Source organism: Pseudonocardia sp. TMWB2A (assembly GCF_017312135.1).
This window is the reverse complement of record NZ_QKQY01000002.1, coordinates 1,310,865-1,328,076: the sequence shown is the minus strand read 5'-3', so window position 1 is coordinate 1,328,076 and position 17,212 is coordinate 1,310,865. Positions and strand designations below refer to the sequence as shown.

Sequence of the window (17,212 nt, the reverse complement as noted above, 5' to 3'; positions counted from 1 at the left end):
CCCTCAGCGGCGCACGATCCGGTCGGTCGACGGCGCGGCCAGGCCCGGGTTCGCGCCCAGGTAGGCGACGAACGCGTCGAGGTCCACCGGGCCGCCGACCAGCTCGGTCCCGGCGGTGAAGGTGTCGAAGCCGTCGCCGCCCGCGGACAGGAAGTTGTTCGTCGCGACCCGGTAGCGGCCGTCGTCGGTGACGGGGACGCCGCCGATCGAGATGTCACCGACCCGGTTCCCGGCCACCACCGTGTAGCGCAGGTTCGACGAGCTCTGCAGGACCGTCGGGCCGTCGTCGACGGTGAACTGCTGGTCGAGCACCGCGCGCAGCTGGGCGCCGGTGAGCGTCATGGTCTGCAGGATGTTGCCGAACGGCTGCACGGTGTAGGCCTGCCCGTAGGTGACCCGCCCGCCCGCGCCGGGCACCAGGTCCGCGCGGACCCCGCCGGGGTTGGTGAGGGCGAGCTGGGCGCCGTCGCCGCGGGAGGCGGCGAGCTGGGCGTCGGCGATGACCGTGCCGAGCGGGGACAGCCCGGTCGGCGCGGCCGCGCGCAGCAGCGGCCCGGCCACCGTCCCGACCGGCCGCTCGGCCAGCGGTCGCGACTGCGCGACCGCACGGTCGACGACGTCGGCGACGGCCGGGTCGGGCGTGACGTCGCGGGTGACGACCTCGTTGCGGGCCGTCGTCGCGCCGCGGTCCACGTCGCCGTCGCCGGTCAGGGCGAGGTCGACCACCGACAGCAGCCTGCCGAACGACAGGCCCTGCACGAACGGTCGCGGGTTCCCGGCCGGGTCGGTCGCCGAGCACGCGTACTGCTGGTGGGTGTGCGCGGAGAACACCGCGTCGACGTCGGCGGACACCGCGGCCGCGATCCGCGACCCCGGCCCGCCGGGCTCGATCGCACAGGCGTCCGGGCCGCCGTCGCCGGTCGCCTCGTCGCCCTGGTGCAGCAGCAGCACCTGTGCCCGCACCCCCTGCGCGGTCAGCTCGCGCGACGCCGCGTCGATCGCGGCGACCTCGTCGCCGACCTCCAGGCCGCGGATGCCGTCGGGGGACACCAGGTCGGGCAGCTCGGACAGGGTGGCGCCGATGACACCGATCCGGGCGCCGCCCGCCTCCACCACCGTCGACGCGGCGAGCGCCGGCTTCCCGCCCTCGGTCACGTTCGCCGACAGGATCGGGAACGACGCGCCGTCGTAGGACGGGGTGAAGCGGCAGCCGTCGGCCGGGTGGCAGCCGCCGCGCTGCAGCCGGCGCAGCTCGGTGATGCCCTCGTCGAACTCGTGGTTGCCCGCGGCGGACGCGGCGACGCCGACCCGCTCCAGCACCTCGACGGTCGGCTCGTCGCGGAACAGCGCCGACGCCAGCGGGGACGCGCCGACGTTGTCGCCGGTGGACAGCACCACGCTCGCCGGGGCCTGCGCCCGCAGCGCCGCGACGTGCGCGGCCAGGAACGCGGCGCCACCGGCCTCGACCTGCGCGCCGGCGTCGTCGGTCACCCGGCCCGAGGACCCCGACGGCGGCTCCAGGTTGCCGTGCAGGTCGTTGAGCGCGATGAGCCGCACCGTGCCGGAGCCGGGCGCGCCCGCGGCGGGGCGGCCCGAGAGCGTCACCGCCTCGACGGTGACCCCCACCGCGAGGACGACGACGAGCACGGCGGCGAGGACGAATCCGACACGGCGACCGGAGGAGGGCACGCAGGGCAGTATGGACGTACCCCCGAGCGGGAGGCCGTGGCCGGGATCACAGACCGTGGTGTCGAGTGCGTGAACGGCCGGTTCCCGCCCGGCGGGTGTTCGGTCCCGCGGCCGGGGCCGCGTATCCTCGGGTCGTGCTCGTCCTCCGGTCCGACCTCGTCGATGCGCTCGTCGCGCACGCCCGCCGGGACTTCCCGGTCGAGTCGTGCGGGCAGCTCGTCGGTCCCGAGACCGGCGAGCACCCCGAGCGCTACGTGCCGATGACCAACGCCGACGAGGTGGCGAGCGACTTCGCCTTCTCCCCGGCCGAGGACATCCGCCTGGAGCGCGAGCTGGACGCGGCCGGTGAGCGCCGCATGCTCGTCGTCCACTCCCACACGCGGCTGCCGCGGCGGCCGGTGGCGCACACCGGCCTGCCCGAGGCCTACCCGTCGCCCAAGGACGTCGCCCAGATGGAGTGGACCCCCGACCAGCACTGGCTGATCGTGGGCCTCGCCACCGCCGACGCCGAGCCCGAGGTGCGCTCCTACCACCTCGCCGACGGCGAGGTCGTGGAGGACGAGCTGGCGGTCGTGGAGTCCTACATGTTCTCCCACACCGGCTCCGACGACGTGCCCGACCGGGCCTGATCGACCCTCTCGCGCACCCGCGCCGGAGGTCGCGCGGGAATGTCGCCGTACTCCGGCCGCGTTGTCGCGCGTGAGAAATCCACGCCAGAGCGACCCACCAGGAGTGATCACCGAGATGGCCGTCTCCGTCTCCATCCCCACCATCCTTCGCACGCACACCGACGGTGAGAAGACCGTCGAGGCGAAGGGCGACACCGTCTCGGCGGTCATCGACGACCTGGAGTCGCGGCACAGCGGCATCAAGGACCGTCTGATCACCGACGGCAAGCTGCACCGCTTCGTCAACATCTACGTCGACGACGAGGACATCCGTTTCGCCGGCGGCCTGGAGGCCCCGGTCAAGGAGTCCTCCACGTTCACGATCCTCCCGGCCGTGGCCGGCGGTCGCTGAGCCCCACCGGACCCCGGCACCGGGCGGCGTCCCCGCCCGGTGCCGTCGTGTGAGGAGAACCCGTGCGTTACGACTCGTTGCTGCACGCCGTCGGCGACACCCCGCTGGTCGGGCTGCCGTCCCTGTCGCCGTCGGAGGACGTGCGGCTGTGGGCGAAGCTGGAGGACCGCAACCCCACCGGCTCGATCAAGGACCGGCCCGCGCTGGCGATGATCGAGGACGCCGAGAAGCAGGGGCTGCTCACACCCGGCTGCACGATCCTGGAGCCCACCTCGGGCAACACCGGGATCTCGCTCGCGATGGCCGCGAAGCTCAAGGGCTACGAGATCATCTGCGTGATGCCGGAGAACACCTCCGAGGAGCGCAGGCAGCTGCTCGCCATGTACGGCGCGCAGATCATCTCCTCGCCGGCGGCGGGCGGGTCGAACCAGGCCGTCGCCGTCGCCAAGCAGCTCGCCACCGAGCACCCGGACTGGGTGATGCTCTACCAGTACGGCAACCCGGCCAACACCGACGCGCACTACCGCGGCACCGGCCCGGAGATCCTGCGGGACCTGCCGTCGATCACCCACTTCGTCGCCGGGCTCGGCACCACCGGCACCCTCGTCGGCGCCGGGCGCTACCTGCGCGAGCACAAGCCCGACGTGCAGGTCGTCGCGGCCGAGCCCCGCTACGGCGAGCTCGTCTACGGCCTGCGGAACCTGTCGGAGGGCTTCGTCCCGGAGCTCTACGACGAGACCGTGCTGACCGGCCGGTTCTCGGTCGGCTCCTACGACGCGCTGCGCCGCACCCGCCAGCTCGTGGAGCAGGAGGGCATCTTCGCCGGGATCTCCTCCGGCGCGATCCTGCACGCCGCACTCGGCGTCGCGAACAAGGCGCTCGACGCCGGGCAGCGCGCCGACGTCGTCATGATCGTCTGCGACGGCGGCTGGAAGTACCTGTCCACCGGCGCCTACTCCGGTGACCTGGGGACCGCCGCGCAGGGCATCGACGGGCACCTCTGGGCCTGAACCGGGCACAACGGGCATAACGGGCGGCCGTGCCGGTACCGTGGGTGACATGACCGCACTCCCGGACGGCCGCCCCGCCCGTGTGCTGCCGCCCGCGCCGGTGCGCGCCGCGGTGATCATGCTGGCGTTCACCGCCGCGCTCTACGTGATCGAGGCGGTCGACCAGGCCTCCGGCGGCATGGTCGACTCCGCGGCGGCGATCTACCCCCGCGACGTCGACGGGCTGTCCGGGATCCTCACCGCGCCGCTGCTGCACGCCGACTACGCCCACCTCGCCGCGAACAGCCTCCCGTTCCTGATCTTCGGGTTCCTCGCGATGTCCGGCGGCCCCGTCCAGTGGGTCGCCGTCACCGCCACGATCTGGCTGGTCAGCGGGCTCGGCGTCTGGCTGACCTCGCCCGCCCCGGTCCTCGGCGCCTCCGGCATCGTGTTCGGCTGGTTCCTGTTCCTGCTCACCCGCGGCTTCTACGCCCGCAACGGCAGACAGATCCTGCTCGCGATCGTGCTGTTCCTGATCTACGGGTCGATCCTCTGGGGCGTCCTGCCCTCGGACCCGATGGTGTCCTGGCAGGGCCACCTGTTCGGCGCGATCGGCGGAGTCGTCGCCGCCTACTGGGTCGCCAAGGCGGACCGCCTACCCTCGCGGGTGTGAGCGACGCACCCGGTATCGACGCACCGATCGGGATCTTCGACTCGGGCGTCGGCGGGCTCACCGTCGCCCGCTCGGTCATCGACCTGCTGCCCGCCGAACAGATCGTCTACGTCGGCGACACCGCGCACAGCCCCTACGGGCCGCGCCCGCTCGCCGACATCCGGCGCCTCGCGCTCGCGATCGGCGACGAGCTCGTCGACTCCGGGGTCAAGGCCCTGGTCATCGCCTGCAACTCCGCCTCGGCGGCCTGTCTCGCCGACTTCCGCGAGCGCTACCCCGTGCCGGTGGTCGAGGTCGTCCGCCCGGCCGTGCGCCGCGCCGTCGCCACCACCCGCAACGGCCGGATCGGGGTCATCGGCACCGCCGCGACCATCGCCTCGGGCGCCTACGCCGACGCCTTCGACGCCGCCCGCGACACCGAGATCACCTCGGTGGCCTGCCCCCGGTTCGTCGACTTCGTCGAGCGCGGCACCACCAGCGGACGCCAGGTCCTCGGCGTCGCCCAGGGGTACCTGGAGCCGCTGCAGCGCGCCGGCGTCGACACCGTCGTCCTCGGCTGCACCCACTACCCGCTGCTGTCCGGGGTGCTGGAGATCGTCCTCGGCCCGGACGTGACGCTGGTGTCCTCGGCCGACGAGACCGCCCGCACCCTGGTCCGGACCCTGCACGCGCACGACCTGCTGCGCGACGACACGACCCCGCCCGCGCCGCACCGCTTCCTCGCCACCGGCGACCCGGAACCCTTCGCCCGGCTCGGCCGCCGCTTCCTGGGCCCCGAGATCGGCTCGGTCGTGGGCCGCGCGGGCGCCGCGCTCCCGTCCGCCTGACCACCGGCCGCGACGGGCGGGTCCTCCGCGCCGTACCGGGAGCGGGGGGTAGCGTTCCCGCCGTGATCGGAACGCTCGTCCTGGTGATCACCGTGGCGCTCTCGGCCACCGCGCTGTTCGGTCTGGTCACGACGGCGCTGAACCGGCCCCCGAGCCGGGTGCACACCGTCGCCGTCGGGATCTGTGTGGCGCTCATCGTCGTGCAGGCGGCGATCGCGGCGTACCGGGTCCTGCTCGGCGGGGTCACCCTGCCCGAGCAGTCGACCTTCCTCATCTACCTCGCCGTCGCGGTCTGCGTCCCGGTGATCGCACTGCAGTTCGCCACCGCCGAGCCGAGCCGCTGGGGCGGCGCCGTGATCGCCGTCGGCGCGATCGGGACGCTCGTCGCCGTGCTGCGCCTGCAGGGCCTGTGGATCCCGGGGGTGCCCGGTGCCTGAGCCCCGCGCCACCGCCACCGGCCCCGGCCGCATCCTCATCGCCGTCTACGGCATCTTCGCGCTCTCGGCCTCGGCGCGGGCAGGCGTGCAGATCGCCGAACGCTTCGGCGAGGCGCCGCTCGCGTACTCGCTGTCCGCGCTCGCCGGCTTCGTCTACATCCTGGCCACCGTCGGTCTGGCGGGCACCGGCCCCGGCTTCCGCCGCCTCGCCTGGTCCGCCGTGGTCTTCGAACTCGTCGGCGTGCTCGCCGTCGGCGCGTTCACCACGTTCGTCCCCGCCGACTTCCCCCGCGAGACGGTCTGGTCGCACTTCGGCGCCGGCTACGGCTTCGTCCCGCTGGTGCTGCCGTTCGTCGGGCTCTGGTGGCTGCGGCGTACCTCACGAACGGGTTAGGGTCGCGCATGCGGCTGATCGTTCTCGGGTGCTCCGGCAGCGGCCCCGGACCCGAGTCCCCGGCATCGGGCTACCTCGTCGAGGCCGGGGCGACCCGCCTCACGCTCGACCTCGGCAACGGCACCCTCGGCGCCCTGCAACGGCACGCCGACCCGTTCTCCCTCGACGCCGCGGTGTTCAGCCATCTGCACCCCGACCACTGCTCGGACTTCCCGTCGCTGGTGGTGCACCGTCGCTACCACCCCCGGCCCCCGTTCGACGCGACCGCGCGCAAGCTGGCCGTGCACGCCCCGGCCGGTGCGCACACCCGCTTCGCCCGCGCCGACGCCGTCACCGAGGAGGACTACGCCCGCACCGACCTCACCGACGTCTTCTCCTTCCACGACCTCGTGGTGGGGGAGCCGTTCACCGTCGGCACCGGCGAGGACGCCGTCACCGTCACCGCGTACGAGGTCGTGCACGTCTGCCCCGCCTACGCGCTGCGGCTCGAGCACCGCGGCCGGGTCCTGACCTACTCCGGGGACACCGCCGCCTGCCCCGGGCTCGTCGAGGCCGCCCGCGACGCCGACCTGCTGCTCTGCGAGGCCAGCTGGCCGCACGCCGAGGCCGGACCGCCCGGGGTGCACCTGTCCGGACGGGAGGCGGGCGAGCACGCCGCGGCCGCCGGGGCCCGGCGCCTGGTCGTCACCCACGTCCCGGCCTGGTTCGACCGCGAGTCCCTCGGCGCCGAGGCCAAGGCGGCCTTCGGCGGGACCGTCGAGCTCGCCCGGCCCGACGCGGTGTTCGAGGTCTGAACCGGCTTCCTACGATGGCCGGGTGACACGAACAGAGGGCAGGGCCGACGGCCGGACCGACGACGAGATGCGGCCGGTGACCATCACCCGGGGCTTCCAGAAGCACCCCGCGGGATCGGTGCTGGTGGAGTTCGGTGACACGAAGGTGCTGTGCGCCGCCAGCGTCACCGACGGGGTACCGCGCTGGCGGAAGGGATCCGGCCTCGGCTGGGTCACCGCCGAGTACGCGATGCTGCCCTCGGCCACCGACACCCGCTCGTCGCGGGAGTCGGTGAAGGGGAGGATCGGTGGCCGCACCCACGAGATCTCCCGGCTGATCGGCCGGTCCCTGCGCGCCTGCATCGACCTGCGCGCGCTCGGCGAGAACACGATCGCGATCGACTGCGACGTCCTGCAGGCCGACGGCGGCACCCGCACCGCGGCCATCACCGGCGCCTACGTCGCCCTGTGCGACGCCGTCACCTGGCTCGGCGAGCAGGGCAAGCTGTCCGACCCCAAGCCGATCTCCTGCCAGGTCGCCGCGGTGTCGGTCGGCGTCGTCGACGGCCGCGTCCGGCTCGACCTTCCCTACGAGGAGGACTCGCGGGCCGAGGTCGACACGAACGTCGTCGCCACCGAGACCGGCACCCTCATCGAGGTCCAGGGCACCGGCGAGGGCGCCACGTTCTCCCGCTCGACCCTCGACGCCATGCTCGACTCCGCGCTCGCCGGGATCGCCGAGCTGGCCCGCCTGCAGGTCGAGGTGCTCGCCGCACCGCACCCGAAGATCGCCGCGCAGGCCGCCGCCGACGCCCCGGACACCGCGGGGGAGGGCGAGGCGTGAAGATCCTGCTCGCCACCCGCAACGCCAAGAAGCTCGTCGAGCTGCGCCGGATCACCGAGGCCGCCGGGCTCTCCGGGGTGGAGATCGTCGGGCTCGCCGACGTCCCCGAGTTCCCGGAGGCCCCCGAGACCGGAGCGACCTTCGCCGCGAACGCGCTCGCCAAGGCCCGCGACGCCGCCGCCGCGACCGGGCTGCCGGCGATCGCCGACGACTCCGGCATCACCGTCGACGCCCTGAACGGCATGCCGGGCATCTTCTCCGCCCGCTGGTCCGGCCGGCACGGCGACGACGAGGCCAACCTGCAGCTGCTGCTCGGGCAGACCGCCGACGTCCCCGACGAGCGCCGCGGCGCCGCGTTCGTGTGCGCCGCCGCGCTCGTGACGCCCGACGCGGCCGCCGCCGGCCTCGACTCCGACCCCGCCTCCGGCGGCACCGACGGCACCGGCGGCCCCGACGCGGAGGCCTCCGTGCCCGGGCGCACCGTGGTGCACGGGACGTGGCGCGGCACCCTGCTGCGCGCCCCGCGGGGGGAGAACGGCTTCGGCTACGACCCGATCTTCGCCCCGGAGGGCGACGGCCGCTCCTCGGCCGAGCTCAGCGCCGAGGAGAAGGACGCCGCCTCGCACCGGGGGACCGCGCTGCGCGCGCTCGTCCCGCACCTGCAGGCGCTGCTCGCCGACGGCTGAGGACTACTCGGGGGCGGGCTCGGCCAGGACGCGCTGCGCGATGCGGAACGCCGAGTTCGCCGCCGGGACCCCGCAGTAGATCGCGGTCTGCAGGATGATCTCGACGATCTCGTCGCGGGTCAGGCCGTTGCGCCGGGCCGCCCGCACGTGCAGCTCGAACTCCTCCCAGTGCCCGTGCGCGACGAGCGCGGTCAGCGTCACCGCCGAGCGCATCCGGCGCTCCAGCCCAGGGCGGGTCCAGATCTCGTTCCAGGCGTAGCGGGTGATCAGCTTCTGGAAGTCCGCGGTCGTGTCGTCGACGCGGCCCAGCGCCGCGTCGACGTAGTCCGAGCCGAGGACCTCGCGGCGCACGGCCAGCCCGTCGGCGTCCAGTTCGGCGGGGTCGATACCCGAGTCGCTCATGGTCGGCAGCCTCTCACGGCCGGCCCCGGCGGCACCTGCGCCGGCCGCGCCCGGCGGCGCGCCCGGAGGTGCCCGGCCGCGCGGTCGGCCGCGGCCGGCGGCGCACACGGGGGAGCCCGGTCACGTGCGACGACCGCGGCCGACGGCACCGGCGCGGGTCTCGGTACCGTGATCTCCGTGCGGTGGTGGCGGTTTCTGCTGGGCTGCCTCGGGCTGGTGCTCGCGGCCGCACTCGTCGTACTCGTGGCCCGGTCCCTGGGGCTGTCCGCCGTCCCCCGGTTCGGTGAGCTGCGCCGGGCCGTGGAGGCCGCCGGGATCTGGGGCCCGGTCGTGTTCGTGCTGCTCCAGGTCGCGCTGAACGTCCCGCCCTTCCCCCGGACGGTGTTCACCGTGTCCGCCGGGGTGCTGTTCGGCGCCGTCGGCGGTGCGGCGCTGACCCTGTTCGCGACCGCGCTGTCCGCGGTCGTGGCGTTCGCGCTCGTCCGGGCCACCGGTGGGCGGCTCGTCGCCCGCTACGCCGGCCACCCGCGCGCGGTGTGGGTGCGCCGCAGGCTCGACCACCACGGCGTGCTGGCGGTGACGTCGCTGCGGCTGATCCCGATGGTGCCGTTCGCGGTGCTCAACTACCTGTCCGGGCTGTCCCAGGTGCGGTTCTGGCCCTACCTGGTCGGCACCGTGATCGGGTCGGCGCCGAGCACCATCGCCGTCGTCGCGCTCGGCGACGCCGTGACCGGGCACGTACCGCCGGCCCTGCTGCTGGTCTCCGGGATCTGCGCGGTGCTCGGGCTCGGTGGGGTGCTGCTCGCCGCCCGGCGGCCGCTGCCGGACGAGGCCGACGGCGTCGCGCCCGGGGGCGCGGAGCCGGCCGGGACCGCGCCGCCCGCCGGGTGAGGCGGGCGACGCGACGCGTGCCGGCGGCGGGATTCGAACCCGCACTCGCGGCCACCTAAAGACCGTGCCTCTGCCGTTGGGCTACGCCGGCCGGCTCTTGCGGACACACCACGTCGTCGTTTGGGCGTGGCAGTTCGGGCACAGGATACGGAGGTTCTCCAGCCGGTTGTCGGTGTGGTCACCGTTGACGTGGTCCAGCTGCAGCGGCAACGGATGGTCCCGCCACCGGTCCAGCCCGCACAGCTCGCACCGGGCCTCCTTCAGCCCGGCGGCGACGAGGCGCTTGCGCAGGTGACCGGTGTTGCGCATCGGCGAGTTCCGGACGAGCACCTCGGACAACGGGCGTGGGGCCCGGGTCGCCGTCGATCGTCCGCGTGACCACGCCTGGCCGCGGAAGTGGGTGGTGTCGAGTCCCAGACGCCGGATGTGCCCGACGACCAGCCGGTGCATCCCGCCGCTGGGGGCGTAGCCGAGACGGCGCAGGACGGCCGACACCGTCTCCGCATCGCGTACGGCCGCGGCCAGGTCGTCGTCGGTCCAGTGGTGGCGTCGGCGGCCCTCCACCGGGCCCGGCAGGTGGCTCGCGTCGGCGCCCACCCGTGCGATGTGGGCGCGCAGCCGGTCGTAGCGGCCCGGGCGCAGCCCGAGGGCCCGGCACACCTCGGCCAGGGTCCGCGCCGCCGCCACCGCCGCGACCAGCTCCTCGTCGGTCCACCGGCGGGCGCGGGGCACGTCCGCTCACCCCGCGCCCGCCGGCCGGACGGGCATCAGACCTTCCAGTCCCGGCGCAGCTTCGCCACGTGCCCGGTCGCCTTCACGTTGTACTGCGCGTCGACGATCGTGCCGTCCTCGCCGACCAGGAAGGTGGACCGGATGACCCCGGTGACCGTCTTGCCGTAGAGCTTCTTCTCGCCGAAGGCACCCCAGGCGGTGAGGACCCCGCGGTCCGGGTCGGACAGCAGCGGGAAGGTCAGCTTCTCGTTGTCGCGGAAGGTCGCGAGCTTGGCGGGCTTGTCGGGGGAGATGCCCAGCACGTCGATGCCCGCACCGTTCAGCTCGGCGAGGTTGTCGCGGAAGTCGCAGGCCTCCTTCGTGCAGCCCGGGGTGCTCGCCGCCGGGTAGAAGTAGACGACGACCTTGCGGCCGCGGTAGTCCGCCAGGGAGACGGCCGTGCCGTCGGCGTCGTCGAGGGTGAAGTCGGGGGCGGTGTCGCCCGCCTGCAGCCGTGTGCTCATGACGATCAGCGTGCCACCCGCCGGGCGGGCCGCGGACCCGAGTGCGGTGCCTGTGGACGTACCGGCCGGTTGTGGACGGATGCGGCGCGGACGACCGTCGGGCCGACCCGATCGGCGGCGCGCCGGTGGCCGGGCGCGCGGACCGGGCCGTGCGGTGGCTACGGTGTGTGCCACGCCGCTCGCGGTGCCCGGACGTCGGTGTCGGGGCAGCGTCGGGCGCGAGCAGCAGGAGTCCCGGGCGCGGACGCGTACCGGCCGAACCGGAGGTGGACGTGGTGGCCCGCGACCCCGAGAACATCCAGCGCGAGATCGAGAAGACCCGGGACGCGCTGGCCGAGAGTCTGGACGCCCTGGCGGACCGGGCGAACCCGAAGAACCTCATCGAGGGCGGCAAGGAGCAGCTCGCGGAGCGGCTCGCCGACCCGAAGGTCAAGTACTCGCTGATCGCGGTCGGCGCGCTGGTCGGGCTGGCGATCGTCCGCTCGATCTTCCGCTAGACCGCCTGCACGTCACGCCCGGCCGGTGTGCGCACCGGCCGGGCGTTCGTGTGTCAGGACAGCGAGTCGCGCAGCTCCAGCGTCGCGGCGCGGTCGGCGCCCTCGGCCAGCGGGCGGCGGTAGCGGGCGACGAGCCGGGCCGCGCCGAACCCGGCGACGGCGACGAGGTCGTCGCCGCGCAGGTAGCCGAGCACCGTGCCCTTCACCGGGCCGTCGTCGAGACCCTCGCCGTGCAGCGGCAGCAGCGAGTCCGCGCGGTCCGGCCGCCCGACGAGCTGGATCTTCATGCCGAACTGGTCGGACCAGAAGAACGGCACCGCGGCGGGCGGCGGGGTCGTGCCGGTGATGTCCGCGGCGACCGCGGCGGCCTGGTCGCTCGCCGAGGTCCAGTGCTCCAGCCGGGTGCGCTCGCCGGTGTCCGGGTCGGTCCAGGCGGCGGCGTCGCCCGCCGCCCACACCCCGGGCAGCCCGTCGACCCGGCCACGGTGGTCGCAGGGGATGCCGTCGGCGACGTCGACGCCGGTGGCCTCCAGCCAGCCCAGGTCGAGCATCCCGCCGACGCCGACGACGATCTCGTCGGCCGTCACCGTCGACCCGTCGGAGAGCGTGGCGCCCGCGTCCGTCAGCTCCGCCACCGACACCCCGGTGCGCAGGTCGACCCCGGCGTCGCTCATCAGCCGGGCCACCACCGCGCCGGCCTGCTCGCCCAGCAGCCGCGCCATCGGCACGGTGCCGGTCTCGACCACGGTGACCGTGACACCCCGGTCCCGCGCGGTGCTCGCGACCTCGGCCCCGATGAACCCGGCACCCACCACGAGCAGCGACGACGCCGAGGCCAGCGCGTCGCGCAGCTGCTCGGACTCGTCGACGGCGCGCAGCAGGTGCGCGGAGTCGGGCTGGTCGTCGAGCACCCGGGAGGTGACCCCCACGGCGAGGACGACGGCGTCGGCGTGCAGCACGGTGCCGTCGTCGAGCTCGACCTCGGAGCCGTCGGCCGGGTCCCCGGCGGGCCGCAGGGCGACCGCGGAGCGGCCGAGGTGGGTGCGCACGCCGAGCTCGTCGAGGTCCTCGGCGGTGCACAGGTCGACCTTGGTGCGCTCCCACTCACCGGCCAGGAACTGCTTGGACAGCGGCGGGCGGTCGTAGGGGAGGTGCTCTTCGGCCCCCACCAGGCTGATCCGGCCCTCGTAACCGTCCCGGCGCAGGTTCTCCACCGTGCGCAGCCCGGCCAGTCCTGCGCCGACCACCAGCACGTGTTCCGGCACGCTCATCTCCTACCTCCCCGCTCCGGGCCCGGACGGTGCGCCGGTCCCGCCCCGATCCTCGCGGACGGGGCACGGCGCCGCCGCGCGGCCCGGGCGTCAGAAGGTGCGGTCCTCCGGGTCGAGCCGGTTGCGCAGCCGCGACAGGGTCTGCGCGAGCAGCCGGGAGACGTGCATCTGGGAGATGCCGACCTCCTGGGCGATCTGGGTCTGGGTGCGGTTGCCGAAGAACCGCAGCATCACGATGGTCCGCTCGCGGGGCGCCAGCTCGGCGAGCAGTGGGCGCAGCGACTCGCGGTAGTCGACCCGATCGAGCTCGGCGTCGGCGTCACCGACCAGCTCGCCGACGGTGGCGCTGCCGTCCTCCGACGACAGCATCTCGTCGAGCGAGGAGCTGCGGTAGGCCTCGGCGGCCTCCAGTCCCTCCAGGACCTCGCCGACGGGCAGGTCGAGGTACTCGGCGAGCTCCGAGGGGCGGGGCGCGCGACCGAGGGTCTGGGACAGCTCGGACACCGCGCCGTTGATCGACACGTGCATGTCCTTGAGCCGTCGCGGCACCCGCATCGACCAGCTCTGGTCCCGGAAGTGCCGGCGCACCTCACCGGAGATCGTGGGCACGGCGAAGGAGAAGAACTCGCCGCCCTTCTCCGGGTCGAACCGGTCGATGGCGTTGATCAGCCCGACCGTCGCGACCTGCACGAGGTCGTCGAGGGGCTCGCCGCGGTGGTTGAACCGGCGGGCGATGTGCTGGGCGACGGGCAGGTAGCCGGTGACGAGCTGCTCGCGCAGCCGGTCCCGGCGGGGGTCGCCGTCGTCGAGACCCGCGTACTGCTCGAGCAGCGGGGTGAGGTGGGCGTACTGAGGGTCCGACGTCACGTCACAGCCCGTGACCCGCGAGCTTGTGCAGGCGGATGGTGAGGGCCGGGCGCCCGCCGTCCTCCTCACCGGACTCGACGGCGACGTGGTCGGCCAGGGTCTGCAGGACCCGCCAGCCGAAGGAGTCGGTGGGCAACTGCGCACCGGTGCCGGTCTCGACCCGGGCGGCGACCTCGATCCGCTCGTCGGAGACGGCGAAGGTGCACCGCAGCGGCGAGCCGGGGGCGGCCATCGCGACCAGCGTCGCGCACGCCTCGTCGACGGCCATCCGCAGATCGGAGACCGCGTCCAGGTCGAAGTCCGCGCGTGCGGCGAGGTCGGAGGCCACCGCACGGACCGTGGGGATCAGCGCGGGCCGCGCCGCGACCCTGATCTCGACGGTGTTGTCGGTGCCGGCGCCGTGCGCCGTGCCTGCCACGTCCTCCTGGGCCACGCTGACGAGTCCTTTCGTGCGACGGGGGTGTCGGGCCGGATCATGTCGCCTCCGGCGGGGGTGTGCAGGACCGGGTGCCCGCTCAGGCGCCGGGAATGCCCTCCTGGTCGGGCAGGACGGTGAACAGCTGGGCGGAGCCGGTGACCTCGAGCGGCCGGAGCACGGCCCGGTTGGTGGCGACGACGAACAGCCGCCGTCCGTCCCGGGCGGCCCGCCGGGCGGTGTGGATGAGCACGCCGAGGCCGCTGGAGGCGAGGAACGTGACGCCCTCCAGGTCCACGGCGAGGTCGCGGCCGTCGCCGTCGGGGGCGAGGTCCAGCAGCTCGTCGAGGGCGGTCTCGAGACGCGGTGCGGTCAGGGTGTCGACCTCGCCGCGCACGGTGAGCACGGTCAGGCCGCTGCGCGGTGAGGAGAAGCCGACGCCGAGGTGGGCGGAGTCGGTGCCGTCCAGCTCGGCGTCCCCGTCCCCCCGGGACGGTTGCGCCGGCGCGGATCCGGGCAGGGTGATCACCTCCGTGTCGGGCGCCGGGCGGCGCGGAAGCGTTGCGGAGCGCCGCCGTGCTCTCGACGGGCAGGTGTCTTCTCGCGCCGCACGACGCACCGGGGTCGCGGCGGGGCCGTCCTGGCCCGCGCCGGGTCCGGTCCACCCACGACAGGAGACCGGGCCCGACGATACCGGCCGGGCTCGGCGGGCCCGGCACGGCGCCTGCCCTTAGGCTCGCCCGGGTGACGCGGTACTCCGATCTCGGCCCCGACACCCCGGCCGGTCCCCCCGGCGACGCGGTGGACCGGGCCGTCGACCAGGCGGTCGCGACCTCGGTGGAGTCCTTCGGGGAGCAGCCGAGCACCCCGGCCATGCCGCACGTGCGCGGCGGGGCACAGGTGGCCGTCCTGATGATCGACATCTCCGAGCGGCGGATCGTCTACGCCAACACCACCGCGCTGGAGCTGGCCGGTGACCGCCCGGTGCGGCTGCCCATCGGGGTCCGCGAGTGGAGCGAGGCCGCGCGGCTGACCGACCTGGACGGCCGTCCGTACACCGGCGACGGGTCCCCGCTGGCCCGGATCGCCTCCGGCGAGGCGGTGTCCGGCGAGCCGGTCGCGCTGCACGGGCCGGGGCTGATGCCCGACCGCGACGGCGTCCCGGTCCCGGGGGAGGGGGCCACGGCGTCCAGCACCCTGGTCTGGGTGACCGGGTTCGCGCTGGCGGACCCGGGTGCCCAGGGCCAGGGCACGTTCGCGCAGGCCTCGGCCACCGGGCCCGGCCGGGCGCTGGCCGTGCTGCTGCCGCTGTCGGACTCCGAGGTCGGCCAGGGCGAGGACCGCGACCGGATGGGGTTCCTGCGCGACCGTGCGGTGCTCGCCACCGAGATGTCGTTCACCATCTCCGACCCGCAGCGTGAGGACGACCCGCTGGCCTGGGTGAACCCGTCGTTCGAACGGCTGACCGGATACCCCCTCGACGAGGTCGTCGGGCGCAACTGCCGGTTCCTGCAGGGCCCCAACACCGACCGGTCCGCGGTCCGCCGGGTGCGCGAGGCGCTGCGGGAACGGCGGGCGATCACCGAGGTGCTGCTCAACTACCGGCGCGACGGCACCGCCTTCTGGAACCAGGTGTCCATCTCGCCGGTGCACGACGGCGACGGCGAGCTGGTCAACTTCGTCGGCGTGCAGAGCGACGTCACCGAGCGGGTCGTCGTCGAGCAGGAGCGGCGGGCGGCGCTCGCCGACGCCGAGGCCGCGCGGGCCCAGCTGCGGCTGCTGGCCGAGGCGACCACCCAGATGACGACGGCTCTCGACGTGGCCGACGCCTGCCGCCGCTTCTCCCGGATCGTGGTGCCGGAGCTGGCCGACCTGTGCACGGTGGACCTGCTCGACACCCCCGACGGGGCGACCCGCGAACGGATGGCCGTCGCCGCCCGCGACGCCGACGACGAGGCGCTGCTGTCGCGGTCCGGTCCACTGGGGGCCGTGCGGATCGAGCAGCAGGCCGAGACCGCGGTGCGGACCGGCAAGCCGTACCTGGTGCAGGAGCTGCCCGACGACGGCCGCGAGGTCTACCCCGACGATCCGGAGGCGGCCGAGGCCTACGAGCGGCTGCGGATCCGCTCGGCGATGGTCGTCCCGCTGCTCGGCCGCGGCCGGGTGCTCGGCCTGGTGACGCTGTCCACCCAGTTCCCCTACGGCCGTCGCTGGACCCAGCGCGACGTGCACCTGGCCTCGGACCTGGCGGGCCGCGCCGGGCTGGCCGTCGACAACGCCCGGCTCTACGAGGTGGAGCGGGCCGCGGCGGCGACCCTGCAGCACAGCCTGCTCCCGGCGCTGCCGCAGGTCCCGGGGATGCGGGTCGCGGCCCGCTACCTGGTCGGCGCGGACGGCAACCAGGTGGGCGGGGACTGGTACGACGTGCTGCCGATGCCGGACGGCTCGGTCGGCGCCGCGGTGGGCGACGTCGTGGGGCACGACCTGTCGGCGGCGGCCGCGATGGGGCAGCTGCGCGGTGTGCTGCGTTCCTACGCCTGGGGCGGGGATGCGCCCGGGCCGGTGCTCGACCGCTGCGACCAGCTGGTGCAGGGCCTGGACATCGCCGCGATGGCGACCGCGGTCTACGCCCGGTTCGGGCCGGCGGGCCCCGACGGCGGACGCGAGCTGACCTACGCCAACGCCGGGCACCCGCCTCCGTTGCTGCGCGACCCGCAGGGCCGGCTGCACCGGCTCGACGCGCACCACTCGCCGATGCTCGGCGCGGTGCCGGAGTTCGGGCGGGCCGCCGGGGCGCACCGCGGTGGCGCCACGGTCCCGTGTGCCGCCGGGTCGCTGCTCGTGTTCTACACCGACGGGCTGACCGACATCGTCGGTGAGGACGCCGACGCCCGCACCGAGCTCATCGAGCGCACGCTGGAGGAGCTGCCGTCCGACGCCGACCCGGAGCGGGTGGTGGAGCGGGTGCTCGAGGTGTGCCTGCCGGACCGGCTCGACGACGACATCGCCCTGCTCGCGATCCGGCTGGACCACCCGGCCTGACGGTCCGGTCGACCGGCTGCGCCGACCGCCCGGACCGGCGGCACGGACCGCCCCGATCGGCCGCACCGGCCGACCCGATCGGCGGCCGGTCTCCCGTGTCGGCGGCCCCGGCCGGCGGAGTCGACCGCTCCGGCCGCGTCGGGCGTCCGGGTTCGACCGTCCGGGGCGGCCTCTCACCGGCGGTGCCCCGCCCGGCGGCGGGCCTGCGCCGTTCGACCGCCCGGCCCATCCGTGCTACCGGTGGGCGGGCCGAGGTCACG

Annotated in this window: 21 protein-coding genes and 1 tRNA gene; 13 read left to right on the top strand and 9 right to left on the bottom strand. The window is 74.8% G+C overall.

Annotation, left to right across the window (positions count from 1 at the left end; translation table 11 throughout):
* Positions 1-3: 3 nt before the first annotated feature.
* Positions 4-1,689, bottom strand: a complete 1,686-nt coding sequence (locus DMP17_RS20635) for a bifunctional metallophosphatase/5'-nucleotidase (protein ID WP_337830343.1) — start codon at positions 1,687-1,689, stop codon at positions 4-6.
* Positions 1,690-1,823: 134 nt separating this feature from the next.
* Here DMP17_RS20635 and DMP17_RS20630 point away from each other — a divergent pair, with 134 nt between their 5' ends.
* The 10 genes from DMP17_RS20630 to DMP17_RS20585 all read left to right on the top strand — a co-directional run bounded on the left by DMP17_RS20630 (position 1,824) and on the right by DMP17_RS20585 (position 8,332).
* Complete coding sequence (locus tag DMP17_RS20630; protein WP_226355507.1) at positions 1,824-2,318, top strand: Mov34/MPN/PAD-1 family protein; 495 nt, start codon at positions 1,824-1,826, stop codon at positions 2,316-2,318.
* A 115-nt stretch (positions 2,319-2,433) separates the two neighbouring features.
* Positions 2,434-2,709 carry a MoaD/ThiS family protein gene (locus DMP17_RS20625; protein WP_226356660.1) on the top strand — a complete coding sequence of 92 codons (276 nt, stop codon included), beginning with the start codon at positions 2,434-2,436 and terminating at the stop codon, positions 2,707-2,709.
* 62 nt (positions 2,710-2,771) lie between these two features.
* Positions 2,772-3,719: a PLP-dependent cysteine synthase family protein gene (locus DMP17_RS20620; protein WP_226355508.1), complete on the top strand. Its 948-nt coding sequence runs from the start codon at positions 2,772-2,774 to the stop codon at positions 3,717-3,719.
* Between the two features lie 49 nt (positions 3,720-3,768).
* Positions 3,769-4,371 (top strand): rhomboid family intramembrane serine protease, encoded by a 603-nt coding sequence (locus tag DMP17_RS20615; protein ID WP_337830342.1) that lies wholly within the window; start codon positions 3,769-3,771, stop codon positions 4,369-4,371.
* Positions 4,368-5,198 carry a glutamate racemase gene (gene murI, locus DMP17_RS20610; protein ID WP_062400757.1) on the top strand — a complete coding sequence of 277 codons (831 nt, stop codon included), beginning with the start codon at positions 4,368-4,370 and terminating at the stop codon, positions 5,196-5,198. Before DMP17_RS20615 ends, murI begins: the two co-directional genes overlap by 4 nt.
* Positions 5,199-5,260: 62 nt before the next feature.
* On the top strand, positions 5,261-5,635 hold the full coding sequence (locus tag DMP17_RS20605; RefSeq protein WP_073576167.1) for a hypothetical protein: 375 nt from the start codon (positions 5,261-5,263) through the stop codon (positions 5,633-5,635).
* Positions 5,628-6,029: a hypothetical protein gene (locus DMP17_RS20600; protein WP_073576166.1), complete on the top strand. Its 402-nt coding sequence runs from the start codon at positions 5,628-5,630 to the stop codon at positions 6,027-6,029. Before DMP17_RS20605 ends, DMP17_RS20600 begins: the two co-directional genes overlap by 8 nt.
* 8 nt (positions 6,030-6,037) lie before the next feature.
* Positions 6,038-6,823, top strand: a complete 786-nt coding sequence (locus DMP17_RS20595) for an MBL fold metallo-hydrolase (RefSeq protein WP_226355510.1) — start codon at positions 6,038-6,040, stop codon at positions 6,821-6,823.
* A 22-nt stretch (positions 6,824-6,845) separates the two neighbouring features.
* Positions 6,846-7,646, top strand: coding sequence for a ribonuclease PH (gene rph / locus DMP17_RS20590; RefSeq protein WP_226355511.1), 801 nt, complete (start codon positions 6,846-6,848; stop codon positions 7,644-7,646).
* Positions 7,643-8,332: a non-canonical purine NTP pyrophosphatase gene (locus DMP17_RS20585; RefSeq protein WP_226366848.1), complete on the top strand. Its 690-nt coding sequence runs from the start codon at positions 7,643-7,645 to the stop codon at positions 8,330-8,332. Before rph ends, DMP17_RS20585 begins: the two co-directional genes overlap by 4 nt.
* Before the next feature lie 3 nt (positions 8,333-8,335).
* Here the strand turns inward: DMP17_RS20585 and DMP17_RS20580 are convergent, their stop codons facing one another.
* Entirely contained in the window at positions 8,336-8,734 is a 399-nt protein-coding gene (locus DMP17_RS20580; RefSeq protein WP_062404267.1) for a carboxymuconolactone decarboxylase family protein, read from the bottom strand.
* A 177-nt stretch (positions 8,735-8,911) separates the two neighbouring features.
* Between DMP17_RS20580 and DMP17_RS20575 the strand changes: the two genes are divergently transcribed.
* Positions 8,912-9,625 (top strand): TVP38/TMEM64 family protein, encoded by a 714-nt coding sequence (locus DMP17_RS20575; protein WP_226355513.1) that lies wholly within the window; start codon positions 8,912-8,914, stop codon positions 9,623-9,625.
* An 18-nt stretch (positions 9,626-9,643) separates the two neighbouring features.
* Here DMP17_RS20575 and DMP17_RS20570 read toward each other — a convergent pair.
* The 3 genes from DMP17_RS20570 to bcp form a co-directional block, all read right to left on the bottom strand.
* A tRNA-Leu gene (locus tag DMP17_RS20570) sits at positions 9,644-9,716 on the bottom strand.
* Complete coding sequence (locus tag DMP17_RS20565) at positions 9,707-10,357, bottom strand: HNH endonuclease signature motif containing protein (RefSeq protein ID WP_337830341.1); 651 nt, start codon at positions 10,355-10,357, stop codon at positions 9,707-9,709. The genes DMP17_RS20570 and DMP17_RS20565 overlap by 10 nt, the downstream gene beginning before the upstream one ends.
* A gap of 35 nt (positions 10,358-10,392) precedes the next feature.
* Positions 10,393-10,860, bottom strand: a complete 468-nt coding sequence (gene bcp / locus DMP17_RS20560) for a thioredoxin-dependent thiol peroxidase (protein WP_305080701.1) — start codon at positions 10,858-10,860, stop codon at positions 10,393-10,395.
* Positions 10,861-11,126: 266 nt separating this feature from the next.
* Here bcp and DMP17_RS20555 point away from each other — a divergent pair, with 266 nt between their 5' ends.
* Entirely contained in the window at positions 11,127-11,357 is a 231-nt protein-coding gene (locus DMP17_RS20555; protein ID WP_412763218.1) for a DUF3618 domain-containing protein, read from the top strand.
* Between the two features lie 53 nt (positions 11,358-11,410).
* Here DMP17_RS20555 and DMP17_RS20550 read toward each other — a convergent pair whose 3' ends face one another.
* The 4 genes from DMP17_RS20550 to DMP17_RS20535 form a co-directional block, all read right to left on the bottom strand.
* Positions 11,411-12,628: an NAD(P)/FAD-dependent oxidoreductase gene (locus DMP17_RS20550; protein ID WP_226355515.1), complete on the bottom strand. Its 1,218-nt coding sequence runs from the start codon at positions 12,626-12,628 to the stop codon at positions 11,411-11,413.
* Positions 12,629-12,718: 90 nt separating this feature from the next.
* Positions 12,719-13,495, bottom strand: coding sequence for a SigB/SigF/SigG family RNA polymerase sigma factor (locus DMP17_RS20545; protein ID WP_226355516.1), 777 nt, complete (start codon positions 13,493-13,495; stop codon positions 12,719-12,721).
* A gap of 1 nt (position 13,496) precedes the next feature.
* Complete coding sequence (locus DMP17_RS20540; protein WP_226366845.1) at positions 13,497-13,928, bottom strand: ATP-binding protein; 432 nt, start codon at positions 13,926-13,928, stop codon at positions 13,497-13,499.
* A gap of 82 nt (positions 13,929-14,010) precedes the next feature.
* Complete coding sequence (locus DMP17_RS20535) at positions 14,011-14,439, bottom strand: STAS domain-containing protein (RefSeq protein ID WP_226355518.1); 429 nt, start codon at positions 14,437-14,439, stop codon at positions 14,011-14,013.
* A gap of 215 nt (positions 14,440-14,654) precedes the next feature.
* Here DMP17_RS20535 and DMP17_RS20530 point away from each other — a divergent pair, with 215 nt between their 5' ends.
* Positions 14,655-16,952, top strand: a complete 2,298-nt coding sequence (locus DMP17_RS20530) for a SpoIIE family protein phosphatase (protein ID WP_337830340.1) — start codon at positions 14,655-14,657, stop codon at positions 16,950-16,952.
* Positions 16,953-17,212: the final 260 nt, after the last annotated feature.